The 26547-nt window shown below is 59.4% G+C and carries 27 protein-coding genes and 1 tRNA gene; 15 read left to right on the plus strand and 13 right to left on the minus strand.

Annotated elements, in window-relative coordinates; all coding sequences use genetic code 11:
- Positions 1–111 precede the first annotated feature (111 nt).
- Together EII23_RS00600 and EII23_RS00605 are read right to left on the minus strand one after the other, a co-directional pair.
- The gene (locus tag EII23_RS00600) at positions 112–1242 is read right to left on the minus strand and encodes a metallophosphoesterase (protein WP_124791130.1); all 1131 of its coding nucleotides are present in this window, start codon (positions 1240–1242) and stop codon (positions 112–114) included.
- 7 nt (positions 1243–1249) lie between these two features.
- Complete coding sequence (locus EII23_RS00605; RefSeq protein WP_124791131.1) at positions 1250–1933, minus strand: SPOR domain-containing protein; 684 nt, start codon at positions 1931–1933, stop codon at positions 1250–1252.
- A gap of 191 nt (positions 1934–2124) precedes the next feature.
- Here EII23_RS00605 and EII23_RS00610 point away from each other — a divergent pair, with 191 nt between their 5' ends.
- Positions 2125–3132: a peptidoglycan glycosyltransferase gene (locus tag EII23_RS00610; RefSeq protein WP_124791132.1), complete on the plus strand. Its 1008-nt coding sequence runs from the start codon at positions 2125–2127 to the stop codon at positions 3130–3132.
- Positions 3133–3161: 29 nt separating this feature from the next.
- Here the strand turns inward: EII23_RS00610 and hypB are convergent, their stop codons facing one another.
- Together hypB and hypA are read right to left on the minus strand one after the other, a co-directional pair.
- Complete coding sequence (hypB, locus tag EII23_RS00615) at positions 3162–3848, minus strand: hydrogenase nickel incorporation protein HypB (RefSeq protein WP_124791133.1); 687 nt, start codon at positions 3846–3848, stop codon at positions 3162–3164.
- Between the two features lie 30 nt (positions 3849–3878).
- Positions 3879–4232 (minus strand): hydrogenase maturation nickel metallochaperone HypA, encoded by a 354-nt coding sequence (hypA, locus tag EII23_RS00620; RefSeq protein WP_124791134.1) that lies wholly within the window; start codon positions 4230–4232, stop codon positions 3879–3881.
- 196 nt (positions 4233–4428) lie between these two features.
- On the opposite strand from hypA, the gene EII23_RS00625 reads away from it, so the two are divergent.
- Both EII23_RS00625 and EII23_RS00630 read left to right on the plus strand, forming a co-directional pair.
- Positions 4429–5334: a tetratricopeptide repeat protein gene (locus tag EII23_RS00625; protein ID WP_124791135.1), complete on the plus strand. Its 906-nt coding sequence runs from the start codon at positions 4429–4431 to the stop codon at positions 5332–5334.
- 35 nt (positions 5335–5369) lie between these two features.
- The gene (locus EII23_RS00630) at positions 5370–6074 is read left to right on the plus strand and encodes an AMIN domain-containing protein (protein ID WP_124791136.1); all 705 of its coding nucleotides are present in this window, start codon (positions 5370–5372) and stop codon (positions 6072–6074) included.
- Between the two features lie 111 nt (positions 6075–6185).
- On the opposite strand, the gene proC is transcribed toward EII23_RS00630, so the two are convergent.
- The 4 genes from proC to EII23_RS00650 form a co-directional block, all read right to left on the minus strand.
- Positions 6186–6983 (minus strand): pyrroline-5-carboxylate reductase, encoded by a 798-nt coding sequence (gene proC / locus EII23_RS00635; RefSeq protein ID WP_124791137.1) that lies wholly within the window; start codon positions 6981–6983, stop codon positions 6186–6188.
- A gap of 3 nt (positions 6984–6986) precedes the next feature.
- Positions 6987–7400, minus strand: a complete 414-nt coding sequence (ndk, locus tag EII23_RS00640; RefSeq protein WP_124791138.1) for a nucleoside-diphosphate kinase — start codon at positions 7398–7400, stop codon at positions 6987–6989.
- Between the two features lie 58 nt (positions 7401–7458).
- Positions 7459–8775: a S41 family peptidase gene (locus EII23_RS00645; protein ID WP_124791139.1), complete on the minus strand. Its 1317-nt coding sequence runs from the start codon at positions 8773–8775 to the stop codon at positions 7459–7461.
- Positions 8776–9050: 275 nt separating this feature from the next.
- The gene (locus EII23_RS00650) at positions 9051–9554 is read right to left on the minus strand and encodes a rubrerythrin family protein (protein WP_124791140.1); all 504 of its coding nucleotides are present in this window, start codon (positions 9552–9554) and stop codon (positions 9051–9053) included.
- A 433-nt stretch (positions 9555–9987) separates the two neighbouring features.
- On the opposite strand from EII23_RS00650, the gene EII23_RS00655 reads away from it, so the two are divergent.
- From EII23_RS00655 to EII23_RS00665, 3 genes are all read left to right on the plus strand, one after another.
- Entirely contained in the window at positions 9988–11580 is a 1593-nt protein-coding gene (locus tag EII23_RS00655) for a DUF6056 family protein (protein WP_260424531.1), read from the plus strand.
- A 38-nt stretch (positions 11581–11618) separates the two neighbouring features.
- Complete coding sequence (locus EII23_RS00660; protein WP_124791142.1) at positions 11619–12614, plus strand: glycosyltransferase family 2 protein; 996 nt, start codon at positions 11619–11621, stop codon at positions 12612–12614.
- Between the two features lie 93 nt (positions 12615–12707).
- Positions 12708–13340 carry a YigZ family protein gene (locus tag EII23_RS00665; RefSeq protein WP_124791143.1) on the plus strand — a complete coding sequence of 211 codons (633 nt, stop codon included), beginning with the start codon at positions 12708–12710 and terminating at the stop codon, positions 13338–13340.
- Positions 13341–13396: 56 nt separating this feature from the next.
- Here the strand turns inward: EII23_RS00665 and EII23_RS00670 are convergent, their stop codons facing one another.
- From EII23_RS00670 to EII23_RS00690, 5 genes are all read right to left on the minus strand, one after another.
- On the minus strand, positions 13397–14020 hold the full coding sequence (locus tag EII23_RS00670) for a lipopolysaccharide assembly protein LapB (protein ID WP_124791144.1): 624 nt from the start codon (positions 14018–14020) through the stop codon (positions 13397–13399).
- Positions 14017–14409 (minus strand): hypothetical protein, encoded by a 393-nt coding sequence (locus EII23_RS00675; RefSeq protein ID WP_124791145.1) that lies wholly within the window; start codon positions 14407–14409, stop codon positions 14017–14019. The genes EII23_RS00670 and EII23_RS00675 overlap by 4 nt, the downstream gene beginning before the upstream one ends.
- Positions 14410–14438: 29 nt before the next feature.
- Positions 14439–15110, minus strand: a complete 672-nt coding sequence (locus tag EII23_RS00680) for a YkgJ family cysteine cluster protein (RefSeq protein WP_124791146.1) — start codon at positions 15108–15110, stop codon at positions 14439–14441.
- Positions 15111–15264: 154 nt separating this feature from the next.
- Complete coding sequence (locus tag EII23_RS00685) at positions 15265–15453, minus strand: ferredoxin (RefSeq protein WP_124791147.1); 189 nt, start codon at positions 15451–15453, stop codon at positions 15265–15267.
- 205 nt (positions 15454–15658) lie between these two features.
- A complete protein-coding gene (locus EII23_RS00690; protein ID WP_124791148.1) occupies positions 15659–17038 on the minus strand; it encodes a trypsin-like peptidase domain-containing protein in 1380 nt (459 codons plus the stop codon).
- A gap of 223 nt (positions 17039–17261) precedes the next feature.
- Between EII23_RS00690 and cobT the strand changes: the two genes are divergently transcribed.
- The 9 genes from cobT (at position 17262) to EII23_RS00740 (ending at position 26321) form a co-directional block, all read left to right on the plus strand.
- Positions 17262–18371, plus strand: a complete 1110-nt coding sequence (gene cobT, locus EII23_RS00695; RefSeq protein WP_124791149.1) for a nicotinate-nucleotide--dimethylbenzimidazole phosphoribosyltransferase — start codon at positions 17262–17264, stop codon at positions 18369–18371.
- Positions 18365–19333 (plus strand): ABC transporter ATP-binding protein, encoded by a 969-nt coding sequence (locus EII23_RS00700; RefSeq protein WP_124791150.1) that lies wholly within the window; start codon positions 18365–18367, stop codon positions 19331–19333. The genes cobT and EII23_RS00700 overlap by 7 nt, the downstream gene beginning before the upstream one ends.
- A 109-nt stretch (positions 19334–19442) precedes the next feature.
- Positions 19443–19519: transfer RNA gene (locus EII23_RS00705), tRNA-Met, on the plus strand.
- 39 nt (positions 19520–19558) lie between these two features.
- Positions 19559–20959 carry a phage integrase central domain-containing protein gene (locus EII23_RS00710; RefSeq protein ID WP_311768144.1) on the plus strand — a complete coding sequence of 467 codons (1401 nt, stop codon included), beginning with the start codon at positions 19559–19561 and terminating at the stop codon, positions 20957–20959.
- A 361-nt stretch (positions 20960–21320) separates the two neighbouring features.
- Entirely contained in the window at positions 21321–22265 is a 945-nt protein-coding gene (locus EII23_RS00720) for a hypothetical protein (RefSeq protein ID WP_185702253.1), read from the plus strand.
- A gap of 120 nt (positions 22266–22385) precedes the next feature.
- Positions 22386–22601 (plus strand): AlpA family transcriptional regulator, encoded by a 216-nt coding sequence (locus tag EII23_RS00725; RefSeq protein ID WP_124791153.1) that lies wholly within the window; start codon positions 22386–22388, stop codon positions 22599–22601.
- Positions 22594–24402: an AAA family ATPase gene (locus EII23_RS00730; protein ID WP_185702254.1), complete on the plus strand. Its 1809-nt coding sequence runs from the start codon at positions 22594–22596 to the stop codon at positions 24400–24402. The genes EII23_RS00725 and EII23_RS00730 overlap by 8 nt, the downstream gene beginning before the upstream one ends.
- A 196-nt stretch (positions 24403–24598) precedes the next feature.
- The gene (gene mobV / locus EII23_RS00735) at positions 24599–25819 is read left to right on the plus strand and encodes a MobV family relaxase (protein WP_124791154.1); all 1221 of its coding nucleotides are present in this window, start codon (positions 24599–24601) and stop codon (positions 25817–25819) included.
- Positions 25820–25982: 163 nt separating this feature from the next.
- Positions 25983–26321, plus strand: coding sequence for a protein MobC (locus EII23_RS00740; protein ID WP_124791155.1), 339 nt, complete (start codon positions 25983–25985; stop codon positions 26319–26321).
- Positions 26322–26547 lie beyond the last annotated feature (226 nt).

Genomic DNA, 26547 nt, shown 5'->3' on the forward strand with positions numbered 1-26547 from the left:
AAGCATCAGACATGCGGATACCGTGCATAAAACGAATATTTTTAGTCCCGACACCAGAGACAAGTCAAGAAATTCCTTGCCGTACAGACAGCGCGGTCACAGCGCCTGCTCTCATTTTCCGGATCGCAACACAAGGCGCGTGATTTCCGGGGCAACGCCGATACGGCAGGAAAAGGCGCTCCAAAGGCCCGTGCCGGGACTGACATACAGCTTCATGTCACCCACAGCATACAGCCCCTCCACAAAACCCTGGTTGAACCCGGCAATGAGGGGTTGCAAAAAGAAGATCAGGCCGCCGTGGGTGTGCCCGGAAAGCTGAACGTCTGCGCAGAGGGAGTTTTTTGCGGCATCGCGGGGCTGGTGCGCGAGCAGAATGCGGGGGGCATCGGGCGCGCCGCGCAGGGCCGCGTCACAGTCCGGCCCTTTGCCGCCAAAGCTGCGCGCGGCATGGTCAGGCAAGCCGGCAATGACGATTTTGTCCCCGCCGATATGCAGTACGCGATGCTCGTTGAACAGCATGGTCACATGCAACCTTTGCAAAAGGGCGCTCCACTCCGCCGCGTTCCAATAGTATTCGTGGTTGCCTGTCACGCCGTACACGCCGTGCCGCGCGCGAAGCCCGGCAAGGGGCGCAATGTCTTCCTCCAGAGCACTGGCCGTGCCGTCAATATAATCTCCGGTAAGCACAACAAGATCAGGCGATTCTCCGTTGACCGCACGCACCACCTGTTGCAGCCATTCTTTTTTCTGGAGCGGCCCGATATGCAGGTCTGTCAACTGCACCACGGAAAAGCCGTCCAGGCCGGGAGGCAGTTTTTCCAGATGCAGTTCCACAGTGCGCACCTGGGGCACACGAACGGACTGCCATGTTCCCCAGACGCCGAGCAGCAGAGCTGTGACCACCATTCCCGCCTTGAGCCAGGCCGGAAAAAGAGGAAAAGACCACGGCAGCCCCAGGCGCTTGCCGCCCCATGCCAGCAGCAGAAAAACGTCTTTCAGCAGCAGCAGAAAAAACAGGAGGATCATCGCGCCGAACAGGGCTTCGGCCACAAGAAGAAAAGGCCGGGGAAGCGCCGGGGCAAAAAAGGCGCCGCCCACCTGCTCGTATATGACGTATTTCAGACTGACAGGAAGAAGCACCGCAAGGGAAAAACCCTTCAGGTACGGCCCGCAGGGAGCGAAAAGAAGAAGGCTGACCGCGATATAGAGGAAGACCACCAGCGAAAGGAGCATGAGGATCATGCGCGCCTCACTGCTGCCGCAGCACGGGCTTTTTCCCGCGCTGCATGGGTTTGCCGAGCCCCATGCTCTCCGCAATGGCCACTACTTCCGCCGCGCGGGCTTCGTCGCCACGCAGCAGCACCAGCACCACATAGAGCTTGCCCGAACGCTGCATGCGCGTGCGCAGCCCCCGGCCTTCCAGCCTCTGGCGCAGGGCGTCCACAGTTTCTTCGTCCCGGAAAGCCCCGACCTGAAATTCGTAGTCGTACATCTGGACAGCCGGGGCCGCCGGGGCCGCCAAGGCCTGCTCTGCCGCAGGCTGCGGATTTTGCGGAAGCTGCCCCGCAGGCGAACCAGACTGCGGGCCAGACTGCGGAACGGGCTGTGAAGCTGGCGGGGGCGATGCCGGGACACTGGGCGGAGCTTCGCCGCGCAGGACTCTGGCAAAACGCAGTTCTTCAGGAGCAAGGATTTTCTGTGGCGGAGTTTCGCTGTCCGCCCTGTCGCCGCTTCCACCTGCAGCGGGCTCCTGCCCGTCCCCCATTGTGAAGGCGGGAACAGAGCTTCCGTGTGATCTTCCGCTCATGACCCCCCCCAGATAGGCCAGAACCACCGCGGCCACGACGAGAAAACAGGCCGCCAGCAGGGAGGAGGGGCGCAGGCGAAAGTATTTGTCCTGGGGGGGAGAAGAAGAACGGGAGTCGGCTGCCATGTTTTTTCCTGCTTCCGGGCGCAATGCCCCTGATCCGCCGTTGCGGTGCCCTCCCCGCGCTTTCGCTCCGGGCTTCCGGGCACGGAGGGTTTTTGTATATAGCAGCAGCGGGCGTGCACGTAAAGAACAGGAACCCGCTTGCAGGCGCTTTGCCTGCTCTGCTATGCTGCACAGCGCCAAGGAGGTTTGCCATGCCCGCGCCAGCGCAGACACGGATAATATGTTTTCTGCTCTTTCTGCTGTTTGCCCTTTGCCCTCCGGCCCGCTTTCCGGCCACTGCGCGGGCAGCCTCGCCGCAGCCCCTCCAGCTTGCCAACGAAACCCCGCAGGAAGTGCTGAGCCTCGGCATCCGCTCCGGCAAACAGACATACTCCGTCCGCCTGGACATGCCGCCCGGCGGCAGGGACCGGATGGAAAATCCCGGCGGCACAGCGGACCTGCGTGTGGATGTGGGCACGGCCTTCTGGCATTTCCGGAATGTGCCTTTGAAAGCCGCACGCGGGCTGCGCTTTGCGACAGACAAGGCGGAAGACAAGGCGGGAAACAAGGGCATCAGCCTTTTTCTGGAAACCGCCACGGGAGAGGCGCTCCGCACGGCGGACGAAGTGCAAAATCTGCTGCCAGGCCCGGAGGCCACTCCGGTCTGCGCGCTGGAGCGCTTTCGGCCGGGCATGGGCATACGCGAAGTCTGCGCCCTGCTGGAAAGCTCTCTGCTCAGGGACGACAATGACGCCGTGATCGCCAGCCTGGGATTTGCGGGCATGGTCTGGGCGGCCCGCCTCTTTCCCGGTCAGACGGAAGACGCAGAAAAAGGCGGCGGCGCATGGGGGCCGAAACATCTGGATCACATGGAACTGCGCCGCGACCTGAACACCGAAACCCTCACAGGGCTTTTTGGCGCGCTGTACGCCCAGGGATACGCGCCCTGGCAGGCGGAGCTTCCCGGACTGGACATGAACTTCGCGGAAATGCCCGGACAGGACAAAGCCCGCCAGAAGGACATTTTGCAAAGGGCGCTTGAACATTTTCTGGCTGTCGGCGAAGGAGAGGCCGCAGTCATGCTGGTTCCGGAAGCGGTGCTGCCCGAGCTTTCGGACTCTCCGGAAACGGATGTGCAGTTGTTCACTGTCACGCTCAAGCCCGCATCACGCGGCCTTGTGGTGGACATCACCGCCTATCAGGGCAACGGCAGCCGATAAAGGCATGCAAAAAAGCCGGAAGCTCTCCGTCACGCTGACGCAAAGCCCGCAGCGCTGCCCCCCTCCTTTTTGGCCCGCCGCATGCCCCGCAGCCAGTCATACCATGCGCAGAGGCCATCGCCCGTGCGGCAGGAAACCTCAAAAATTTCCAGATCCCTGTTGAGCCTTGTGGCAAACCTGCGCGCCCGGCCCATGTCAAAATCCACATGGGGGAGCAGGTCTGTCTTGTTGAGCACAAGAACCTTGGCGAGATTGAAAAGCAGGGGATATTTCTCCGGCTTGTCGTCCCCTTCGGCAACGCTCAGCAGGGCCACCTTGGCGTCTTCGCCGCAGTCAAATTCCACCGGGCAGACCAGATTGCCCACATTTTCGATAAAAAGAATATCCACGTCATCAAGCTTCAGGCTTTCCAGAGCGCTGAGCACCATATTGCTGTCCAGATGGCAGCCGCCGTCGGTATTGATCTGCACGGCCTGCGCTCCGGTGGCGGCTACACGCCGCGCATCATTGTCCGTTTGCAGGTCGCCCTCCACAACGGCCATGCGGAATTCCCCCCCCAGATCGGTCAGGGTTTTTTCCAGCAGTGATGTTTTTCCGGCACCCGGAGAACTGATGAGGTTCAAGGTCAAAATACCCCGTCCCCCCAGCAGCCCGCGCACATGATCCGCCATTTTCGCATTGGCTTCCAGAACATTGCGCACCACGGGAATTTCCATACAACAACTCCTTGTCTGCAAAAGGGGCAGCTAGCCCGCCTCGATGCTGTTCAGATAACATTCCTTGCCCTGCTCCACCGTATGCCCGAATTCCTCGCCGCACTGCGGGCAGGCCTGCCACAAGGCCTCCTGCCCGTTGCCGCCGAAAACATGCTCACAGGCATGGCAACGAAGGCGCAGAGGCAATTCCACAAGCTCCAGCCGCGCGCCCTGGTGGGCAGTGTCACGAACCATGGCCTCAAAGCAGAATTGCAATGATTCCGGAACAATACCGGAAAGCGCCCCGTATGTGACGCTCACCTTTTCCAGCCGGGAGCACCCGTGGCGGGCCATGTGTTCTTCTGCCATCTGCAAGATGCTCTGCGCAATGGACATTTCGTGCATGGTTCTTCCTGAAAAAAGCGGGAAACGCATCGGACCGCGCATGGTTGCGCCGCCTGCACGCACCGGGCAGACTATCCGGCCCCAAAGGCGCACGCCGCGCTACAGGCCATTTGCGCAGATTAGCCCAAAGCGGCCCGCAGGTAAAGAGAGAGGCGGAAAACTTGCCATTCCGCGCAAATCGTGTAACATTTTTCCCATGCGTCGCTCAAAATTTTCTGGCGTGTACTCCCTCACCGCGCAAACCTCCGGCAAGCGCAACAAAGCCTATTATTTTGTCTGGCAACTCCCGGACGGGGATTTTGCCGTGCAGGCGCTCAGTATTGCCTTCAAGGCCGTATCCGAAGCACAGCGCGTCAGCGCCGCCGCTTTTCAGGCATTTACGGAAGAGCCTTCCATTCTGGCCATGCCGATTGTCACGCCGGATCTCTCCCACTTTGAAAAGCCCCCGCAGCCTCCTGACGAGCCGGACGCCCCGGAAGAAGCCCCCCCCGCCGAGCAGACATTGCAAAGTGTTGCCGACAAGCCGGACGGCAGGGACAGCGTCAATATCTTTGAGCAGCCGCGGCTGGGCAAAGCATCTCCTGCGGCGCAAAAAGCGCCAGAAGAAGAGCCTGCCCCCGCCACAGAGGCTCCGGCAGCGGAACCCCGCCGGGCCTATGACCTGGAGGCCGTGCGCAAGGCCCGCGTGACAGAATCCCGCCTGCGGGAAACCTTCCGCCAGACGCTGCTGCGCCTCAAACGGCCGCGTGAACGAAAAGCGGCACTGGCTGCCCTGAAAAAACTGGCCGAAACCACCGAGGACATTCTTCCGCTCCACAAGCACATGTTCCGCGACTTCGGGGTGCGGCTGCGGCAGAATTCCCTGCCCGATCTCGCCCTGCTCTTCAGCCGCAAGACCGTGGAGCTTTCTCCCGAAGACGACCATGCCCATTTCAACCTGGCCAGGATTCTTTACAGCCTCGGCATGCACGATGAGGCGGCGGCCCATGTGCGCACGGCCATGAGCATGGGCGAAGAACCCGTATACTTCAAAATGCTGGTACACATCCGCAAGGAAAAGCTGCGCAACAGCAGCAAGCCCCCTTCGGGGCGCAAGCGGTAGTCATACCCGCCAAAATTTTGCAGGAGCCATCCGGCATGAACAAAACAATCCTCGGCCTTCTTCTGGCTGTCTGTGTGCTGGGCATGACGCTCATCATGCTCAAGGAGCGCCTGCACACCGCTCCCCCCCCTGTCAACACGGAAAATCCCCAGAGCCCCGCGCCTGTTCACCCGCAAACACAGGCCCCCCTCCCGCCCATAGGCGCAAGCCTTGAAACTGTGGGCACATCATCGGTCGACATGGGTATTGCACAGCCTGCGCCCACGCCGGACCGCCTGCCCGCCCAGGCCCTGACGCTTCCGCCGGAGGGCGGGGAAAAGCAGGCAAATCCCCCGGCTGCGGAAAAAACTCCCCCGGAACCTGCACGCCAGGGCACACCCAAAGCTCCTGTTGCGGAAACGCCGGAAAAACCTGCCAAGGCTCCCGCACAGCCAAAAATCGACCGCTTTGTGGTCTTTGCCAGAGATACGGGCGCGACCCTGCGGCTGGTGGGCAATGGCCCCATCAGCTACACAAACACAAGCCTGCAAAACCCGGAACGGCTGGTGATCGACCTCAACGGCCAATGGCAGATCAAGGCTCCGGGGGTACCCAAAAATCCCCTGGTGACCAATGTGCGCATCGGCAAATCGGGCGGAAAAACGCGCGTGGTCATTGACCTTGCGGGAAAACCGGCGCGTACCCGCCATGTTTTGTCCAAGGATCACCGCATGCTGGATATCCGCGTGGACACAAAGTAGGTTCCTGCCGTCTGCAGCGATTTCTGTACGGCCCTCTGGCAAAGAGGGCCTTTTTTGTTTTGCTGCTTGCAGCGCGAGAACCCAAAAAGCGTTTGCTGCACGATGTGGTGATCAGTCTTCCATTTCCCGCGCGCGGGCGTGGGCGGCGGCAACAGCGTCCACCAGAATGCCCGTCAGGCCCGCGCGATCCAGCACATTGACTCCGGCAATGGTCAGCCCGCCGGGCGAACAGACATTGTCGCGAAGCTGCTGGAGAGCCTCGTCGCTCTGCTCCGCCATCATGGCAGAACCGGAAAAAAGGGCTGCCACCATCCGCCGTGCCTCCCTGTGCGCAAAGCCCAGGGTCACACCCGCCTGTACAAGGCCCTGCATCATGCTGAAGGCATAGGCTGGGCCGGCGCCCATCAGGGCGGAAAAAGCCGGAAACTCGTTCTCCGCCAATTCTACGCAGGTGCCAAGCCTGGCAAAAATCTGCCGGAGCACCTCCCTGTCCTCTTCAGAGAGCAGATCATCCTCAAGGCAGAGGGCAAAAACCCCCATGCCCACCAGCGCGGGCGTGTTGGGCATGCAGCGAACCACAGGGCAGCGCGCGTCCACAGCCTGGACGATCCGTCTTCGGCTCACGCCCGCAGCCACGGAAACAAGCAGTGTTTCCCGGCGCAGCGCAGAGCGCACTTCGCGCAACAGAGGCAATACCTGCCGGGGCTTGACCCCGATCAGCAGCACATCGGCGACTTCGGCCACCGCCGACGGGCTGTGCAAACGCCGCACTCCCAGTTCTTCCAGCGGGCGCATGCGTTCGGGCGTCCGGTTGTAGCCGGAAAGATGGTAGCCACCCTGACGGGCCAGCCCGCCCATGAGAGCACCGCCCATGGAGCCACAGCCAATACAACCAATGTGCAGAGCCATCGCCTAGTCCACGATTTCCAGCGCGCTGAAAAAATACGCTGTTTCAAAGGCTGCTGTTTCTGCGGCATCGGATCCGTGTACGGCGTTGGCTTCAAGGCTCTGACCGTATTTGCGGCGCAAGGTCCCGGGTTCGGCGCGGGCGGGATCGGTGGCCCCCATAAGCTCGCGCCAGCGGGGAACCGCATTTTCTCCTGCCAGCACAACGCAGACCACAGGCCCGGAAGACATGTAGGTGATGAGGCTGTCAAAAAAAGGACGTTCGCGGTGCACAGCATAAAATCCGGCAGCCTGCTCTCTGGAGAGGTGCAGGCGTTTGAGGGCAACGATTCTGAGGCCGGAGTTTTCCATCGCAGCCAGGATTTCTCCTGTCAGATTGCGGGCCACGGCGTCCGGCTTGATGATGGCAAAGGTTTGCATGCGTCCTCCTGTGTGCCAAAAACAAACCGCCCGAAGCATTCTCCGGGCGGTTCTGGTTCTAATTTTTGATTTCCTGCATTTTGGGCAGGTTCTTGACCATTTGCAGGCCCATGCGCAACTGGTTGTCACGCGCCAGTTGCTCCTGCACGTCCTCTTTGCCCTGCTTGGGCCTGGATGTTTTCTTTTCCTTGCCGTTTTCAAGGTGCCGGTTGAGATCCTGCTCACGCAGCAGGAGGCGCGGGTTGTCCTTGTCTTCGGCGCGGGGGGCTTCAAAGGGAACTTCCAGATCGGGCACAATGCCCTCGGCCTGAATGGAACTGCCGTTGGGCGTATAGTACAGGGCAACGGTAAGCTTGAGGCCGGAACCGTCAGGCAGGGGAATGATGTTTTGCACCGACCCCTTGCCAAAAGAACGCTCGCCCAGGATCAGGGCACGTTTCTGGTCGCGCAGGGCTCCGGCCACAATTTCCGAGGCAGAGGCCGAACCGGCGTTGATGAGCACCACAAGGGGCACGCGCACATCGTCGCTCTGTTTTCTGGCCTCGTACGCGCGCTCGGTATTTTCCCGACGTCCTTTGATGGACACAATGACGCCTTTGTCCAGAAAATCATCGGCCACGCTGACGGCCTGATCCAGCAGCCCCCCGGGATTGTTGCGCAGGTCAAGCACAAGGCCCTTGAGCCCGCCGCCACCCTTGCTCTCTTTTTCTGCCGCCTTGAGGGCTTCTTTCAGTTCGTCATTGGTGCGTTCGGAAAAGCGCGTCAGGCGTATCCAGTAGTATCCGTCCTCAAGTTTTTTGGACTTGACGCTCACCAGCGGGATGGCATCGCGGACAATACGCACGGTTTCCGGAGCCTTGGCATTGCTGTGCAGGATGGTGAGCTCCACCTCGCTTCCCTTGGGGCCGCGGATGCGCGAAACAACTTCCTGCAGGGAAAGTTCCTGCGCAGCCTGGCCGTTGATGGTCAGAATGACGTCCCCCGGTTGCAGCCCGGCGCGGAAGGCAGGCGTATCCTCAATGGGCGTGACCACGGTCACCTGCCCGTTTTCCACAGAAATTTCGATGCCCACGCCAAAGAATTCTCCGGAGGTTGTCTCCTGCATTTCCTTGTATTCTTCAGCGTTCATGAAGGTGGAGTGCGGATCAAGCCCCTGCAGCATCCCCTTGACCGCGCCGTTGATCAGATCCCCTTGCGAAATGTCGCGCACATAATGCCGCTCCACCAAGTCCAGAACCTGACTGAAACGCTTGAGAGCCTCAAACTTGTTGGGAGCTTCCTTGGGCGGGCTCTTTTTTTCGGCGGCCAGCGCGCCTCCGGGCAGAACCACTGAAGCCAGCAAGGCAAAAACGCACAGACGGGCAAAAAAACGCATAAGGCATTCTCCAGGCAGGGCCAGACGCCCTGGAGCACACGGTACGCACCCTTTCGGGGGCTTTGCCGATCATTCCCGAAAGACGGAAAAAACGTGCCGTGCGCCGCACGACACGACAATCCACACACAAGGCCTGATGCGCGCATACAGGCCAGCAACGAGAGCATGGTGTTTTTTTCGGAAAAAAGCAATGCAAAAGCGGCGCATGCGGTAGCATCCTGAAAAAAACGGATGCCGCCGCATGCGCGCAACGCACGGCCTTCAAGCCTGAAAAACTACTGGCAACAGGTACCGGCCTTGAAGAATCCGGCGGCACCGGCTCCGCACACGGGGCATTTGTCGCAGGGGCCTTCGTGGGTATATCCGCAGACCTTGCAGACGTAATAGTCGGTATCGGGCAGGCCAGCCGGATTTTCCAACGCCTTTTTGTACAGATTGGCGTGAACTTCTTCCACCTTGTTGGCAAAGTCGAAGTATTTGGCCACAGTGGTGTTGCCTTCGGCCTGGGCATCCTTGATCATGTCGGGGTACATCTTGGTGAACTCGTAGGTTTCTCCCTCAATGGCGGACTTGAGGTTGGCCAGAGTGTCGCCGATCTTGCCCGCATACTTCAGGTGGGCGTGGGCATGGATGGTTTCGGCGGCGGCGGCGGCCCGGAACAGCTTGGCGACCTGGGGCAGGCCTTCTTTGTCAGCCACATCGGCAAAGGCAAGGTATTTGCGGTTGGCCTGGGATTCACCGGCAAAAGCGGCCATCAGATTTTCCTGTGTCTTGCTCATGTAACGTTCTCCTTGGTGGTTTTATTATCAGGAACAATTCCCATTTACTCAATCCCGTGCCGCCTGTAAAGCTTTTTTTCAAAAAATTTTTTGGGGAATGCAAGTGCTGTCAGTCCGGCCTTGTTGCGCAAGGAAGGCGGAGTGCCATGCCGCGCATTGCCTCTTTGACGGACGCAAAGACCGTGATGGATTGTCTGCCTTGCCCAGGCGCTTTCCCGTCCAACATGTCCGGGCACAGCACAGCTTTCCCACCTGCCGTGGGCTGTTTGACAGTGCGGACACAAAAACAATAAATGTATTCCCGGCAGGCGGTTGCCGCCGACAGAGGCAGCAGCGAAAGGCCGGAAGCCCAAACCCATCGCAAGACCATGCGCCAACAGAGGCGGAGAGAAATGCCCTGAAATTCGACACAAGAAGTATCGGCATCTGCGGCGTGTGCCTGCTCGTTTTTTGCGCCATGTCCTTTTTTTGCGCCATGACGCCGTGGACATACGACGACTTTGGCTACGGGAGCGGAGAGTCAAGCCTGACGGCCATCTTCGCGGCCCAGGTGCAGGAGCATCTGACCTGGAGCGGAAAATTTGTCGGCCATTTCATGGCCCGTGTGCTCCTGCACGGGCCCGCATGGCTGCACCCCCTCCTCACTCCTCTTGTTTTTCTCGGGCTGATTTTTTCCGGAATTTTTCTGGCCCTGGGCACACGCTGGCGCGAGAGCCTGCGGCCCTGGCATATTGTGGTTTTGTCGGGCCTTGTGTGGTTTGCGCTGCCCGCGTTCGGCACGGTCTACTTCTGGCGTACCGGCACTCCTGACTATGGCTACAGCCTGGCCTTTGCCACGGCCTTTCTCGTGCCCTACCGCTTCTGGGCAGAAAAAAAGGACTACCACCTCCCCGGCGGTCCGCTTTTTGCTGTAGCCGGGGCCATCGCCGGTTGCAGCAACGAAAATGTCGGCATGCTGGCGATTCTTGTGGCTCTGGGCACAAGCCTCTACCGCCTGGTCACGCTCAGGCGGGTTCCGGTATGGGCCGTTGCCGGGATTGCCGGGGCTGTGGCCGGATGGCTGTTCATGATGACAGCCCCCGGCAGCGCCGTGCGTCTGGCCAAAATAGGCGGTCCGGAAAAAATCCCTGTCTTTTCGTGGGAGGCCCTGCACAAGTTTCTGACTTTCTGGAGTTCGCAACAACTGGAACTGTTGCCCTATGCTCTGGGTTCCCTTTTCTGCTTCTGGCTGCTGCACCGCCAGAGGCGGCTGAAGCCAAAAGCCTGGCTGCCGGGTCTGGTGCTTTTTGGCATGGCCCAGGCCAGCCTTGCCGCCTTTGTGCTCAGCCCCTCCACGCCGGAGCGGGCCATGTCCGCCACATTTTTTTATGCTGCCCTGAGCTTTTTCGCCTTTCTTGCGGCCCTGCATCCCGCCCGCTTTGGCGCAAAGCTGTGCTACATGCTTTTCTGTGCCGTACTGCTGTACAGCGTCACAGCCGAAGCCCGGATTTTCCTCCGGGCGCAGCCTGTCATTGCGGCCAACATGCAGGCGCGGGCGCAGGGGGAACAAAGCATCCGCGTTCTGGCATACCCGCAGACAGACAAATATTTTTTCCCCTGCCACGACATTTTTGAAATCAAGGCGTACCGTCCTCACAAGCACTATCACAAAATCCCCTGGGAAAACGCGCTGCCCGCAAGCATTGCGGGCGTGCCGCCCTTCCGCGCCCTTGTCATGTGCAACACCCTGTTTCTGGAAAACCTGCCGCAGGGCAAGGTACATGTTGCTGCGGCCGCGCGCAGGCAAACACTTGCGAGCGCGGGACAGGCCGCCCTGCGCCTGCTGTCGCCCCTTGCCGCCCGGGAGGCTGCCCCGGCGTCGGCTGTGACCGCGCGCTATGCGCAGGCATCCGCACGCGTTGCCGCGGACGGCAGGGTTGCCCTGCATATTCCGGGCATGACAAACCTGAACGATGTGGCGTATCTGGGCATTGCAAGCGACGGCCCCGTCGTCTGGCAACGCTTTGTCCTGCAGACGCCCAGATAAGTCGGTCTGCGCGATACCGCCCAGCAAGGAGCAATACCATGTCCCGTCCCGCCCCCCTTCTGGCCCTGGTTGTTCCCTGCTGCAATGAGGAAGCGGCCCTCCCCGGCACAATGGACGCCCTTGCCGATGTTCTGGCCGCCTGCAAGGCGCAGGGGCTTATTCAGGAAGGCAGCTACGCCCTGTACGTCGATGACGGCAGCACGGACAGGACATGGGAACTGCTTGAACAGCGCCATGCTGCGGATCCGTTTTGCAGGGCCGTCAAGTTTGCGGCCAACGCCGGGCACCAGAATGCCGTCTGGGCCGGAATGCTGACCGCCCGCCAAGGGGGAGCGGACTGCATTATCAGCCTGGATGCCGACCTTCAGGACGATATCGCCGCCATCCCGGAAATGCTTGGGCAGTATGCCCAGGGATGTGAGATTGTGTACGGCGTGCGCCACGACCGCAGCACAGACACTCCTTTCAAGCGGCGTACCGCGCAGATGTTCTATGCCTTCATGCGCTGGCTGCGGATTCCTCTCATTCCGGATCATGCGGATTATCGGCTTGTGAGCCGCCCGGTTCTTGAGGTGCTTGACGGTATCCGCGAACAGGGGCTTTTTTTGCGGGGCCTTTTCCCCACGCTGGGCTTCAAGAGCGGCAAGGTCTGTTATGAGCGCCGTTCGCGCTCGGCAGGGCAGAGCAAATACCCCCTGCGAAAAATGCTGTCCTTTGCCTGGCAGGGCATCACCGCGTGCAGTGCCGCGCCGCTGCGCCTTTCGGGCCTCATGAGTTTTCTCCTGATGCTTCTTGCCATGGGCTACAGCGGGGTTGCCCTGTTCAAATATGCCCAGGGCGAAACCATTCCGGGCTGGACATCCCTGATGCTGGTTGTGCTCTTTCTCGGCTCGGTACAGTTGCTCTGCCTCGCGCTTTTGGGCGAATATCTGGCAAAAATTTTTGGTGAAGTAAAAAACAGGCCACGCTATATTGTGGAAAAAATCCTGTCCCGCCCGGACGAAAATTGCGAAAGCCCGCCCCGGGAGCATTGAGGGTGCAGGGCTGCGCGCCCGGAGAGCACGCCCCGCAGGCATCCGCACTGCCGCTGGCAGGAAAACCGGCAAGGAAGCGCCCAGGAACAAAGCATGGCCCGGTATCCCATTCCCGAAGCTCTTCCCCAAAAGCCGCACCGGACGGAACTCCTTGTCCGGCGCAGCCGCTTTCTGGCCCACTGCGCGCACACTCCCGACCCTGCCGCAGCGCGCGCATTTGTGGAGTCCGTCCGGCGTGGGCACGCCGATGCAACCCACAACTGCTGGGCCTACGCAGCAGGACCGCCGGGCGACACCGCCAGAATAGGATCGTCTGACGACGGCGAACCCCACGGCACAGCGGGCAGGCCCATGCTTCAGGTTCTTCTGCACAGCGGCGTGGGGGAAATCTGCGTGGTGGTCAGCCGCTGGTTTGGCGGCGTAAAGCTGGGCACGGGCGGACTGGTGCGGGCCTATCAGGACAGTGTGCGGGAAAATCTGGCGCTTCTGCCTCTGGCCCGGCGCGTCCCGCAGGACAGGCTGCGCGTCAGCGTGTCCTATGCTTTTCTGGATGCCGTGAACCGCATGCTGCCCGCCTGCGAGGCCGCGACCGCCGCAGAGAACTATCAGGAAGAAGCGCACCTGGAGATCGTTCTGCCCACGGAGCGGGTTGCGGAATTTCTGGCTGCGCTGGCGGCTGCCAGCAACGGCAGTGCCCGCGCGACCCCCATGCCCGCCAGGGACTGAACCGCATGTTTTTTCCGGAAGGCGGCGCCTTCCGGAAAAAACATGCGTGACCGCGCTCAGATGTGTGCCTTGAGTTCCTCAAGAAAGCCTTGGGGCACGTCAAAGCCCAGTTCCTGCGCTTTTTGCACAGCCTCGGCGGCACCCGTGTAATTGCCCAAGTCAAAACGGGCCAGGGCAAGGTTGTTCCAGGCAGGGGCAAAGCCCGGCTCGGCCTGCAAAAGCTCGGTGCAGATTTTCTCGCTGACGGCAAAATCGCCCTTCATGTAATAGGCCGTGGCCAAGGCGTTTTTTGCCTGCACAAACTTGGGATCCCACTTGAGGGCCTTGTTCAGGGCTGTGATGGCTTTGTCCGGCTCGCCGCGCTGCAGGTGCACAAAGGCAATATTGCTCCACGGCACGGGAAATTTTGCCCGGCAGTTGGCGGCTTCTTCGTTATAGCGCAGGCAGCCTTCAAGGTCGCCCCGTTCCAGACAGATGCCGCCCAGCTGCACATAGGCTTCGGCCAGATGGGGCGAATTGCGCACCGCGTTCAAAAAAGCCTCCTCGGCGGCCACAAAATCCCTCTTGGTCAGCAGGGCCAGCCCCAGATTGTAGTAGTGGTTGGCGCACTGTTCGTTCTGGGCGATTTCTGCCTTGAGGTCCGCGATATATTCGTCAATATCATCATAACGGGCTTTCATGCGATGTGTCCTTCTTTTTTCAGGAGATCATGATACCAGCGGCAAAAATCGAAAATGCCCAGGTATTTTTCGTCCCTGTTGACCACTCCAAGGGCGCACTCCATTGCGCCCTTGCTGTATGCCTTGCCGTATGGCCCTTTTTTGGCCATGTCACGCAGAAATTCGTTGACCAGCTGCTGCGTGGTGCGCTTGCTCACATCCGTGCGCAAGTCAAGAGGATCATTGGGTTTTTGAAATGGATCCCAGTTGTCATAACCAATGCGGTCCACAAACTTGCGCCGCCGTGGATTCATTTTTTCATAAATTTCGCGCTTGAGAACTTCCTGCTCGTCGGTAAGCGCCTGCGGCGTGCCGTCACGAAAAACAGTGGCGGGAATATTGCCGTACATGCGGACTCCTTGCTGCTGGCCCAAAAAAATCAGGCCTTCTCCTCCCTGGCCGGCCCGATGCCCAGGTACGCCGCATCATAACGGGTAAGCAGGGCCATGGAAAGCGGCACATATACCTCGTGCAGCTCCCTGAAGCGGGTTTTGACCTTTTCGGCCAGTTCCCTGCTCAGGGCCTCCAGGCGCTGCTGCACCTTGTCCAGATGAACCGTGGGATATGCCTTGCCCGCCTCAAAGGCCGAAAAACCGCAAACATGCCCCTGCCCTGCAATGGATGTGGGCACGCCGTACACCCGGCAGGTAATGGGGCGCGCGTCATACATCAGGCAGCGGTCACTTTCGTCCAGCAGGGGACACCGCAGTCTGGCCTGCGCGGCGCGCTCCAGAAGCACATCGGGGTTTTCGCCGTCTTTCTCTGACCGGAAAAGATTGCGCTTGAAGCGTGTGGCACGGCGGTCCGCCTCCGATGCGCGTTCCAGAATGGTGGAGTGTTGCGGGCCGTGCCCGAAAGACGCCTCAAAAGTTTTGTTGAGATACATGGCCTCTATCAGGGAAAGATCAAAAAGGGCATGGCAGCAGTCGCTGCATCCTTCCTTGCAGGCCACATTGAGAGGAAAATCCTGGCGTATCCGGGAAAAAAGAGAGTCAACTTCCGTCCGCAACGCTTCGTAGCGGGCAAAAAGATCAGTCAGGTCGGGAATCATGCTGTGTCCTGTCCGCAAAAGGGCGGTCTCTCGCTGCTCCGGCGCAACGCGGCCCTGCCGTCCGCAGCCTATGAAAGCGCCGTCCGGCACGCGTCCGGACGGCGGCAAAAAGCATCAACGGCCTGGCGCAACGTGCCTCAAGCCGTTATAATGCCTAGTTTTCCTCAACGGTAATGGCGCTGGTTTCGCACACTTCCACACAGGACTCACAGCCCAGGCATTCTTCGGGGCTGACGGGATCGGATTTGCCCTCTTTCATTTCGTAGACTTCCACAGGGCAAACGTCCACACATTCGCCACAGCCCACACACTTTTCCGCTTCAACAGTCACATTGTAGCCCATACTGTCCTCCAGATTGGATTGGTTGTTCCCGGTGCAAAAAGGGTACTTTTTCCGCGCATACGGCGGCATGCGCCGCACGCAACGCCGATACCCACGACTGCCTCTGGATAGCCCCAGCCATGCTACCTGTCAAGTCACGCCGCAAGAAAAGCCTCCAGCGGGATTTTTTCTGCGGGGCAAAAGACGTCGCCTCCCGCAGCCCCTGCTACGGGACGATACGCGCATGGTAGCCGCGCCCGTTGCGCACCACTTGCAGGAGTACCTGACCGGAGGCATGCTCGCGCCGGAAAGCCTGCAAAAAATCACTCACTTCAGGGGTCTCCGTGCCCCCCACACCGGCGATTCTGTCGCCGGGGCGCAGGAAGGCGGCGGGGCCGTCCCCACGCACGCGGGCAATGACCACGCCCTGCGCTCCCTGCCGCACGCCAAAACCCCAAAGCCGCTCCATGAGCGTATGGGCATCGGCGTCACTGAACGGAGAGGGCACCACCTCCACATGCACAAGGCCGCTGTCGCGCAAAAGCGTCAGGCGCAGCGCTGCGCCCCCGGCCTGGTTGCGCAGAATATCCAGATAATCGCGCCGGTCGCGCACGGGCGAGGCATTGATGCTTTCCAGAATATCCCCCGCAAGCACGCCCGCCCTCTCTGCCGGAGTGCCGGGAAAAACGCTGGTCACAAGCACACCCTGCGCTTCTTTCAAACCCAGAGCCATGGCTGTGCGCCCGTCCACACTCTGCACGTCAATCCCCAGCCAGAGAGGGGCCACACGCCCCCGGCTCACAAGGTCCGCCATGACCCGCCGGGCCTTGTTGACGGGGATGGCAAAGCCGATGCCCTCAGCCCGCGCGTCCACGGCCGTATTGATGCCTACGAGCACGCCTTCGAGATTGAGCAGGGCGCCACCGCTGTTGCCGGGATTGATGGCGGCGTCTGTCTGGATCAGGTCGGTGAATGCGCCGTTTTTGTTGCGGATGGTGCGCCCCAGGGCGGAAACAACGCCTGTGGTCACCGTATGGTTGAAGCCAAAGGGGTTGCCGATGGCGATGACGGTTTCGCCGGGCATGAGATCGTCAGAATCTCCCATGCCCACGGAAGGCAGCGCCTTTGCCCCCGCAATTTCCAGCACAGCCAGGTCAAAATCCGAATCTGCGCCCCTGACCGTTGCCGCGAATTCCCTCCCGTCCTGCAGGCGCACCATGATCTCTCCGCCTCCGGCAATCACATGGGCATTGGTCAGCACCAGCCCCTTGCCGCCGTCCACAATGATGCCGGAACCAAGGCTTGTGCGCCGCTGTTTGACGGGTTGGCGGTCCAGTGCGCCAAATCCGGGCAGCCCCGGCCCGAAAAACAGCTCCAGAGGCGAGGAGCGCATGCTCTCCACCTGATAGGTACTGGTAATGTTGACCACCGCGGGGGCCGATGTCTGCACGGCGCGCACCACAGGGGTCATGCGGGGGCTGTCGGCTGCCGGGGCTGTCGCCGCAGAGGAGGCCCCGGCATGCAGGATCAGGGCAAGAAACAGCCAAACTCCCCGCCGCAATGCAGAAAAACAGTTCTTTCGGGAGGAACAGACGCATATTTTCATAAACAAAATCCTTGTGGCAAAATTGTGCGGGCGCGCCGAAAAAATGTGCAGGCCCACAGCGCAAAAAAATGATAGTATGATCCGGGAGCGAAGCAAAGGGGCAACCTGCGGGCCTTGCGGGCGCAGCACGGAAACGGTACAAGAAACCGCGCCTCTTTTTCGGCATATCTTTTGCGGCCAGCAGCGGCCGCCGTCTGCCATGCCAGCACAACAAGGAATTTCCATGCCGCAATCCCTTTCCCCCACCGAACTGGACCACATTGTTCCCGGCCTTGCCATAGACCCCCTTGCCCGGGAAGACCTTGACGCAGCCCAGGCCCATCTGGACAATCTGACCAAACCGCGCGGCAGCCTCGGCAGGCTGGAGGATCTGGCACAACGCCTGTACGCCATGAGTCGGGGGCAGACCCCGCTTGCGGTCAGCCCCGCCCTCATGCTCACCGTTGCGGGCGATCATGGCGTGGCCGCGCAGGGGGTTTCGCCCGTGCCGCAGGTGGTGACGCGGCAGATGGTGCACAATTTTCTCAACGGCGGCGCAGCGGTCAACGTTCTCTGCCGGACATCGGGTCTGGATTTTCGGGTGGTGGACGCGGGCTGCGCGGGAGGCCCCTATGAGCCTCATCCCATGCTGCTGGACAGGCGGCTGGGCGAAGGCACGGCAGACATCAGCCAAGGCCCGGCCATGAGCCGCGCCACCTGCCTCCAGGGCTTGCAAACGGGCGTGGAACTGGCACGGGATTTTGCCCGCCAGGGCTACCGCTGCCTCGGCACAGGCGAGATGGGCATCGCCAATTCCACCTCTGCCGCGGCCCTCTACTGCGCTCTGCTGGATGCGGCCCCCGAACGCATGACAGGCCCCGGAGCAGGGGCTGATGCGGCAATGGTGCGGCACAAGATCAGCGTGGTCCGCACGGCGCTGGATATCAACAAATCCCTGACGCGCTCCGGCGACCCTGTGGACATTCTGGCCGCGCTGGGAGGGTTTGAAATCACGGTCATGGCCGGAATCATGCTGGGCGCGGCTTCACAGCGGCTGCCTGTTCTGGTGGACGGCTTCATCTGCGGAGCGGCCTATGCCGTTGCCCTGCGCCTCTGCCCGCCTCTGGCCGACTATGCGGTGCTTGCCCACATGTCGGCCGAGCCGGGGCACTCGCCCGCCATGCACAGCCTGACCGCAGGCACGCCCGCCAACGCCCCCCTGCTGCATCTGGACATGCGCCTGGGCGAAGGCACGGGCGGCGCTGTGGCCTATCACCTGCTGCGGTGCGCAGCCGCCATATATACGAGCATGGCGACATTCGACTCCGCCGGAGTGGCGGGAAAGTCATGCTGAACAGCCCTCCCCTCCTGAGCCTGAAAGGAGTTTCCCGTCAATTTTCCTTGCGGCAGGGCCTTTTTGGCCGACAGCACGTTCTCCTTGCGGCAGACAATGTGAGCCTTGAGCTTGCGCGGGGCGAAAGCCTTGGGCTGGTGGGCGAATCCGGCTGCGGCAAATCCACGCTGGGGCGCATGGCCTGCGGCCTGCTCTCCCCGTCCGCGGGCGAAATTTTTCTGGACGGACGCCCACTGCCTCCCGCCGGAGCGGGCAGTTGGGCCGCCGGACGCATCCAGATGATCTTTCAGGACCCCTTCTCCTCCCTCAATCCCCGGCTCAAGGCGCGCGCATCCGTGGCCGAGCCCCTTGCCCGCGCCGGGATCCCGGCTGCCCAACGCCGTGCGCGCGCGGAAGCCATGCTGACCACCGTGGGGCTGGAAGGCCTGGGCAACCGCTACCCGCACGAATTTTCGGGCGGGCAGCGCCAACGCATTGCTGTGGCCAGAGCCATTGTCACCACCCCTGATCTGGTGGTCTGCGACGAACCGGTGTCTGCCCTGGACGCCTCTGTTCAGGCTCAGGTACTCAACCTCCTGCGCGATGTGCAGGAAAAATTCGGCCTGGCCTACCTTTTCATCTCCCACGATCTGGCAGTGGTGAGCTTTCTCTGCTCCCGCATACTGGTCATGTATCTGGGGCAGATTGTGGAAGAAGCCCCCACGCAGCGCCTGTTGGCCGATGCGGCGCATCCCTACAGTCAGGCGCTGCTGGCGGCCAGCCCCGCTGCAGGCGACAGCACCCGCTCCCACAACGCCCCGCCGCTGGAAGGCGAACTGCCAAGCCCCCTTGCGCCTCCGCCCGGCTGCCGCTTTCATCCGCGCTGCCCCAAGGCGCATGCTGTCTGCCGCACACAGCCCCCGCCCTGGAAGAACATGGCTCCAGACTGGCGTGTGCGCTGCCATCTGCCCTGCAACGCATAGCGCATGCTGTGCACTGCGCAAAGCGTGCAGGCTCCCTGCACAAAAAACGCTTGCCAGACGCAGGGAAGTTCTGTATGTAATGCCTCGCGCCGCGTAGCGCGCAGCAAATGGCAAGGTAGCTCAGTTGGTTAGAGCATACGGTTCATACCCGTAGTGTCGGGGGTTCAAATCCCTCCCTTGCTACCAGAATTTAGTCCCAAAGGGGACCGCAAAGGCCAGAATACCTTGAAAATCAAGGGTTCTGGCCTTTCTCGTTGTCCAGCGAAAGGCGTCATAATCCAGGGACACCTTGTTTGCGCGGGGGTATTTTTTGGGGTATTCTGGCCTCAAAAGAAATGGATACCCCCAACCGCCATTCCTCATGAACACAGGCTGTTGTCGCTGCGTTCACAGGAAGACAAGGAGCTATTTATGCCTCAGGATATGCGCCTGACCGATACCGCCATCCGTGCTGCAAAAGCCACAGACAAGGCTCAGAAGCTTTTTGACGGCGGTGGTCTGTTCCTCTTCATCGCCCCCAAAGGGGGAAAGCTCTGGCGGCTCAAGTATCGCTTCGGGGGTGCGGAAAAACTGCTCTCTCTCGGCGCATACCCCCAGATCGCGCTGAAAGACGCCCGCAAACTGCGCGATGAGGCCAAGGAGCTGCTCGCCAAGGGCATTGACCCTGGCTGCACGAAAAAGGCCGCCAAGGAAGCGTTGCACACTGCCGCGGCCAATACTTTTGAGATGATTGCACGCGAGTGGTGGCATGTAAAAAAGTCCGGCTGGGTGACGGCCCATGCGGAAAAGATTTTGGGGCGGTTGGAGAACTACATTTTTCCGGTGGTTGGCAAAAAGGCCATCACGGACATCAAACCACCGGAATTGCTTGCAGCCCTGCGAATAATCGAAGAGCGCGGCAAAGGCGAAACCGCCCGGCGCGCCCTTCAGAATTGCAGCCAGATATTCCGTTACGCCATTGCCACTGGACGTGCCGAACGCGACCCGGCCAGCGATTTGCGCGGGGCGCTTGCTCCGGTAATCAGCAAAAATTTTGCGACCATTACCGACACCAGGGGCGTTGGGGCGCTTCTGCGCAGTCTGCATGGGTATGAAGGCTATTTCCCGGTATGCTGTGCGTTGCGCATGGCCCCTTACGTCTTTGTGCGCCCCGGTGAGCTGCGGCAGGCTGAATGGGCAGAGTTTGATCTTGAGAATGCCGAGTGGCGCATTCCGGCAGCGCGAATGAAAATGCGCGAGTTGCACATTGTGCCTCTGGCCAGACAAGTTGTTGCTGTCCTGCGTGAGCTTCAACCCTATACAGGCCACCTGCGCTATCTCTTCCCTTCTGTCAGAACCGCAACGCGCCCTATCAGCGATGTAACCCTGCTGGCTGGCTTACGCCGCCTGGGCTACACCAGGGATGCAATGTGCGTTCACGGCTTCCGCTCCATGGCGTCCACGCTGCTCAACGAGCTGGGCTACAACCGCGACTGGATTGAGCGCCAGCTCGCCCACGGAGAGCGCAATGACGTGCGTGCAGCGTATAACTATGCCGAGTATCTGCCTGAGCGGCGCAAGATGATGCAGGAGTGGGCCGACTATCTCGACAGATTACGCGCTGAAATAACACATAATGCTGCTTGAAGGAGAAAGGAGATGTCAAATACTTATATGGCCACAAATGAGTGCCCACCTGCCGCGACGAGAACACCTTACACAAACCTTGGTAGTTTATCAGAAGAGACTCAAGTCACCATCAGAGACACCGGCTGGAGCGAGGAAGACCAGGAGCGTATGCGACTGGCTGGCTTTGACGGCGTTGATATGGTCATGGCGTGGTATAGCTGACAGAGTGAGCAACGGTACCCACCAGGGCGGCACGGATTTTTGCAACGCGACACTTCTGTGGTGGTGTCCCTCGCAAAAACCGCGCCGCCCCTGCGTATTGCCTGCCTGCATCGTTTACAGTATTTTCACATCCATGTTTGACCTGCAAAGAATCCCCATGTCCAGAGTGCGGTGGGCCTATGGCCTCAACCCGCATAAAGCCACTGGCCTTATTCAGGTCCTGTGCCCTCACGCCGTGTTCCCGCTGGAGCTATGGAGCAGAGCGTATGAGCTGTTCTGGCAGGATTTTGTACGAACTGAAGCGATGAAAAACAAGGTGGAATACCCAGCTTTACCCGATATCATACTGGAACCGGGCAATATTTTCCATACAGACCTCTGTGCCTTGGATGTGATGACGTTTTTCAGGAAACTTTCAGTAACCATTCATTCTGGCCCGCACAAAAAGGGCTTGGAGTATATTCTCGTAAAAACGTTTGATACCTTCGATGGCATTTACTCTGAAGAGCGAGCTGAACTCTTCAGAATATTGCAGAAGCTTGAGCAACGCGAGCCAGAATACGACATGTTTGATGTTGAGAATATGAATGACGAAATACTTTGTCTTCCCGCTTCGGGATATGATTTTATTTCACACATTTTTTTTGACACCATACTTGTGGACAGAGTTGCCGTTGTGTTGCATCTGCGTGACTATCCTCTGCTTCATGAAGTGAAAGGTCTTTCTCATGCTTTTGTGAAATATGTTCTCAATTCGTTGAATGAAGGAGCACAGGACACGATCGTAGATACAAAATTACAAAAACAGCCCGCTGTGCCAAGGTCTACAGGCAGCAAAAAAGATAGCGAACGCATCAAGATGACACGCCGCGTGTGTGAAAAAATAGTCGAAGAGCTGCATAGTGAAAAGGACTTGTTTGAAGGCGATAAAAGTAACTGGAAGCAATGCCTGATATTTGACAATGGTAAAACCAACTGGAAAACTTTCCTGAGTGCTGTAGAAACGCGCCTTGGCTCCAAGCCTCACCATGACGCAGCACGAGAGGTGTGGAAGCACGTTCCAGATAACTTCAAGCATAACGGCAGGATGAGGGAGCAATAAAAGGCCTGTGAGATAAAGTCTCAGAACAAAAAGTCTCAGAGCGCCATACTTCATACTTTTTTGCCAAACGTCTTCATTCAGTCTCCCGCGTAGACCCACGTTCTACAAAGGAGATTTTTTATGTCTGACGTACACCCCATTCATTCACAGCGACTACTGCGTATCAATCAGGTACTGGCTATCGTCCCGGTTGGGAGAAGTTCCTGGTGGGAGGGCTGCCGCACCGGGCGTTACCCAAAACCCGTCAAACTTGGCCCCCGCACAACAGTATGGCGAGCCGAGGACATCGCCGCCTTTATTGAAAGCCTCAGCAAGCCGGGGGCGCACAATGAGTAACTCCCTGCATACCTTTCAGCACATTTTGCACGACAAAGGACTGATACCGTCAGAAATCATTATTGCCGATGGCACCCTGCACCGTTGCCCCACAGCCGCAAAACCACACAAGCAGAACGGCGCGTATATCGCGCACCTGGACAGCCCGGCAACGCTGTGGTGGTGCAACTGGGAAAGCAGCGACCAGGGCACATTCACCGAAGCCGAAGAGACAACACTCTCCCCGGCGGAAAAAGAAGCCCTGCACCAACGCCACGCGGCCATGCGCCAGCAGAGGGACGCGGAGTTTGCCCAACGGCAGGCTGCGGTGGCGCAAAAAGCCCAGAGTGAGTTGAATGCCGCCGCGCCCTGCTCGCCGGAGCATCTCTACCTTCAGCGCAAAGGCGTTCCCCCGCTGGCGGACATACGGCAGGATCACGCGGAAAGGCTGCTTATTCCGGTCAGGGATGCTGCGGGGCAGGTGCAAAGCCTACAACGCATTGCACCGGATGGAGAAAAGCGCTTTCTCACGGGCGGCAAAGTCCACGGTGGGCATTTTGTCATCCAGGGCAACCCGGAAAAGCCCCTTGCCCTGTGTGAAGGCTACGCCACCGGGGCCAGTATCCACCTTGCCTGCGATTGCACGGTGTATGTGGCGTTCTCCGCACAGAATCTGTCCGTGGTGACAGACATCGTGCGCCGCAAATTCCCCGATAAGCTCCTGCTCATTTGCGGAGACAATGACGAGGCAGGCCGCAGCAAGGCCCAGGAAGCCGCTCAGGCCGCTCACGGGCCACTTGTCATCCCTTCCTTCACCACCGGGGCAGGTTCAGACTTCAACGACCTGCACCACAGCGAAGGCCTGCACGAAGTCCGCCGCCAACTGGAAGCGCAGGAACATGCTCACGCCCCCGGCAGCAACCTCCCTTCGCTGGTGTCGCTGGACATGGGCGAGTTTCTTTCCATGCCCATACCTGAACGGGGGTATCTTCTCTATCCTGTGCTTCCGGTACAAGGCATAGGCATCATGTACGCCCCGCGCGGCATCGGCAAAACCTTTGCGGCCCTGAGTGTGGCCGTGGCTGTGGCGTCCGGCGGGGCGGTCTTCAACTGGCGGGCACCCATGCCCAAGAAAACCCTGTATGTGGACGGCGAAATGCCCGCCATAGCCATGCAGAACCGTTTGACTTCGCTGGTCAGCGGCATGTCCGTGCCGCCGCTGGCGCTGAAAAATCTGGCTCTCATCACGCCGGATTTACAGCCCTGCCCCATGCCGGACTTGTCCACCATGAGTGGACAAATGCTGCTGGAACCGTTTCTGAAGGGCGTGGATATGCTGGTGCTGGACAATATCTCGACCCTGTGCCGCACCGGCAAGGAAAACGAGTCACAATCATGGCAGACCATGCAGGCCTGGCTGCTGGAACTGCGCCGCCGGGGCATCACCGTGCTGCTCATCCACCATGCCGGAAAATCCGGCGACCAGCGCGGCGCCAGCGCACGGGAAGACATCATGGACACGGTTATCAGCCTGCGCAGGCCCAGAGAATACAGCATGGCCGAAGGCGCACGCTTTGAAGTGCACCTGACCAAGGCACGGGGAATATTGGGCGAAGACGCCAAATCGTTTGAAGCCAATCTGGTGACAGAGGGCAACTCTTTGCAATGGCTCATCAAAGAGCTGGAAGACGTAGAGCTGGAAGAACTGAAGCGCCTTTTGAACGAGGGGTACAGCATACGCGACTGCGCCGAGGAAATGGGCAAATCCAAAGGAGCCATTCAGCGTCTGAAGCGCAAACTGGACGGAGAAATGACCCCGTAGCGTTCAGGTGTACCGCTGTACCGCTTCCTAATGGGTGGTACAGCGGTACACCCGTAATAATCAGCCTATTTACGATGCAATAAGGTACAGCACCATCCAACCACGTCCGCACTTTTTGTACCGCATACCATGCAAAAGTGTACCGCCTGCAATGACAAGGTGCAAAGGGTGCAAGGCTATATAAGGAAGTCCGCCTATGTCCTATCTCGTCTTCCACATGAATAAGTTCAAAAAAGAAGCCGTGCGGGGCATCCAGAGCCATAATACGCGGGAGCGTGAAAGCCATTCCAACCCGGATATCGACTACAGCCGCAGCCCCGGTAATTACGAGTTGATTGACGGCGCATCGCCGGATTATGCCCGCGCCGTACAAAATCGCATTGACGATCTCTTGCTGACCAAGGCCGTGCGGCGTGACGCCGTGCATATGTGCGGCCTCATCGTGTCTTCCGACCGTGAGTTTTTCAGGAAGGCAGGCCCGGAGGAAACACGGCGCTTTTTTGAGGAAAGCAAGGCCTTTCTTACGGAGTTTGTCGGCAAGGAAAATGTCATTTCCGCAATGGTGCATATGGACGAAAAAACGCCGCACATGCACTTTCTGCACGTTCCCGTGACCAAGGACGGACGCCTCAACGCCAACAGCATTTATACCCGCGAAAGTCTGAAAATCCTGCAAACCGAGTTCCACAGGCATCTGCACAGCAAGGGCTTTGACATTCAGCGCGGTGTCGAGCAGGAGCCGGGAGCAAAGAAAAAGCACCTCGACACGCGAGAGTTCAAACAGCAGCAGGAAGCCCTCAACGAAGTGTGTGACGAGGGCAGACGGCTGGTAAAAGAAGTGCTGACCCTGATCGGCGAAATGGGGATTCGCCGTAAAAAAGAGGCTGAACTGGAAGAGCGTTTGCAATCGTATGAAACACAAGCCCATGAGGCGGAAAAAATCCTGCGTGAGGATGCCGACATTCCCGAAGCGTCCATGTTCAGCTTCAAGCCCGCGCTGGAAAAGGCCCAGCAGGTTATTGCCCTGCAAAAGCAGGCACTGGCCACAAAAAAGATACTTGCAGAGCGCGCCCGACGGATGGAGAGCGAAGTCACGGAACTGCGGGCCAAGGTCAAGGCGTTGGAGGCGGAAAGTAGCTCGCGGCAGCAGCAGGCTTCGGAAAATACCAAGGCCATGCAAGCGCAAGTCCATGCTCTGCAACAACAGGTGGCTAACATGCGGCAATTTCTGGAACAGCCGAGCGTCGCCTTTGTGTACAACCGTTATTGCGTCGACCTGAAGGCCGAGCAAGAGCAACGAGAGCGTGAAGCCCAGGCACAGCGCGAGGCATTGGAGCGTCAGCAGGCACAGGAGCGCGAGCATGCCAGTCAGCCACAACAACCGTCCGCCGCTCGTGGGATGCGCATGGGCCGCTGAGAACGTGCTGCGTCCGCCGTGAGTCTTTGCAGCGTCGGGACGAAAGGCCAAAGCATAGCCCACTATGCTTCACTTCGTGAAACGTGGGCAAGCGTCCCGCTTGACCGGGTAAACCCAAATCCGCCGTGCGTTACGCCCGGCCAAAATTCAAGGAGCAAAAATCATGACCGCCACTCATTCCATCACTGCAAGCCAAGTCAAGGACATCAAGACCGCCTTCGCCACGCTGAAGCCCCAGAAAGTGACCCTCAACGGCAACCGCGCCATGACCGTGAAAGAGGCCGTCTTTGCCCTGGCCCCGACGCTGGAACGCATGAAGAAGCGCGGCTTCAACATCACCGAACTGGTGGAGAAGCTGCACGAAAAAGGCATTCCCGTGAAGGCTCCGACCTTGGCCAAATACCTGAATGAGTTCAGACGCGGAAAGGGAAAGAAGGCAGAGGGCAAAACAGACACACCCCCGCCGCAGACCAGAAACCGAACCGCACAGGGCAGCGCATAAATATCGAATCCCGGCCGATGCAGCGCAAACCTGTACATGCTATTGCTTTTGCCATAGATGCCCGCTAAACTTCGGGGAAATTTATATACCAGGAGCTTTTTTGAAACCAGGAAAAATGTGCGGCCTTCTTTAGATAGTGTCGTCAAACTATGAATAGTATGATAACACCTCTTCCTGCATGACAGGAGAAGCTATGCGCGCACATCGACGACACGATATTTGTGAC

The organism is Desulfovibrio sp. OH1186_COT-070, from assembly GCF_003860215.1.
Classification (GTDB): Bacteria; Desulfobacterota; Desulfovibrionia; order Desulfovibrionales; family Desulfovibrionaceae; genus Desulfovibrio.

Excerpts from the sequence above, each read along its gene's own strand:
- EII23_RS00600 (WP_124791130.1), bottom strand. The coding sequence starts at position 1,242 with ATGATCCTCATGCTCCTTTCGCTGGTGGTCTTCCTCTATATCGCGGTC.
- EII23_RS00605 (WP_124791131.1), bottom strand. The coding sequence starts at position 1,933 with ATGGCAGCCGACTCCCGTTCTTCTTCTCCCCCCCAGGACAAATACTTT.
- EII23_RS00610 (WP_124791132.1), top strand. The coding sequence starts at position 2,125 with ATGCCCGCGCCAGCGCAGACACGGATAATATGTTTTCTGCTCTTTCTG.
- hypB (WP_124791133.1), bottom strand. The coding sequence starts at position 3,848 with ATGGAAATTCCCGTGGTGCGCAATGTTCTGGAAGCCAATGCGAAAATG.
- hypA (WP_124791134.1), bottom strand. The coding sequence starts at position 4,232 with ATGCACGAAATGTCCATTGCGCAGAGCATCTTGCAGATGGCAGAAGAA.
- EII23_RS00625 (WP_124791135.1), top strand. The coding sequence starts at position 4,429 with ATGCGTCGCTCAAAATTTTCTGGCGTGTACTCCCTCACCGCGCAAACC.
- EII23_RS00630 (WP_124791136.1), top strand. The coding sequence starts at position 5,370 with ATGAACAAAACAATCCTCGGCCTTCTTCTGGCTGTCTGTGTGCTGGGC.
- proC (WP_124791137.1), bottom strand. The coding sequence starts at position 6,983 with ATGGCTCTGCACATTGGTTGTATTGGCTGTGGCTCCATGGGCGGTGCT.
- ndk (WP_124791138.1), bottom strand. The coding sequence starts at position 7,400 with ATGCAAACCTTTGCCATCATCAAGCCGGACGCCGTGGCCCGCAATCTG.
- EII23_RS00645 (WP_124791139.1), bottom strand. The coding sequence starts at position 8,775 with ATGCGTTTTTTTGCCCGTCTGTGCGTTTTTGCCTTGCTGGCTTCAGTG.
- EII23_RS00650 (WP_124791140.1), bottom strand. The coding sequence starts at position 9,554 with ATGAGCAAGACACAGGAAAATCTGATGGCCGCTTTTGCCGGTGAATCC.
- EII23_RS00660 (WP_124791142.1), top strand. The coding sequence starts at position 11,619 with ATGTCCCGTCCCGCCCCCCTTCTGGCCCTGGTTGTTCCCTGCTGCAAT.
- EII23_RS00665 (WP_124791143.1), top strand. The coding sequence starts at position 12,708 with ATGGCCCGGTATCCCATTCCCGAAGCTCTTCCCCAAAAGCCGCACCGG.
- EII23_RS00670 (WP_124791144.1), bottom strand. The coding sequence starts at position 14,020 with ATGAAAGCCCGTTATGATGATATTGACGAATATATCGCGGACCTCAAG.
- EII23_RS00675 (WP_124791145.1), bottom strand. The coding sequence starts at position 14,409 with ATGTACGGCAATATTCCCGCCACTGTTTTTCGTGACGGCACGCCGCAG.
- EII23_RS00680 (WP_124791146.1), bottom strand. The coding sequence starts at position 15,110 with ATGATTCCCGACCTGACTGATCTTTTTGCCCGCTACGAAGCGTTGCGG.
- EII23_RS00685 (WP_124791147.1), bottom strand. The coding sequence starts at position 15,453 with ATGGGCTACAATGTGACTGTTGAAGCGGAAAAGTGTGTGGGCTGTGGC.
- EII23_RS00690 (WP_124791148.1), bottom strand. The coding sequence starts at position 17,038 with ATGAAAATATGCGTCTGTTCCTCCCGAAAGAACTGTTTTTCTGCATTG.
- cobT (WP_124791149.1), top strand. The coding sequence starts at position 17,262 with ATGCCGCAATCCCTTTCCCCCACCGAACTGGACCACATTGTTCCCGGC.
- EII23_RS00700 (WP_124791150.1), top strand. The coding sequence starts at position 18,365 with ATGCTGAACAGCCCTCCCCTCCTGAGCCTGAAAGGAGTTTCCCGTCAA.
- EII23_RS00720 (WP_185702253.1), top strand. The coding sequence starts at position 21,321 with ATGTCCAGAGTGCGGTGGGCCTATGGCCTCAACCCGCATAAAGCCACT.
- EII23_RS00725 (WP_124791153.1), top strand. The coding sequence starts at position 22,386 with ATGTCTGACGTACACCCCATTCATTCACAGCGACTACTGCGTATCAAT.
- EII23_RS00730 (WP_185702254.1), top strand. The coding sequence starts at position 22,594 with ATGAGTAACTCCCTGCATACCTTTCAGCACATTTTGCACGACAAAGGA.
- mobV (WP_124791154.1), top strand. The coding sequence starts at position 24,599 with ATGTCCTATCTCGTCTTCCACATGAATAAGTTCAAAAAAGAAGCCGTG.
- EII23_RS00740 (WP_124791155.1), top strand. The coding sequence starts at position 25,983 with ATGACCGCCACTCATTCCATCACTGCAAGCCAAGTCAAGGACATCAAG.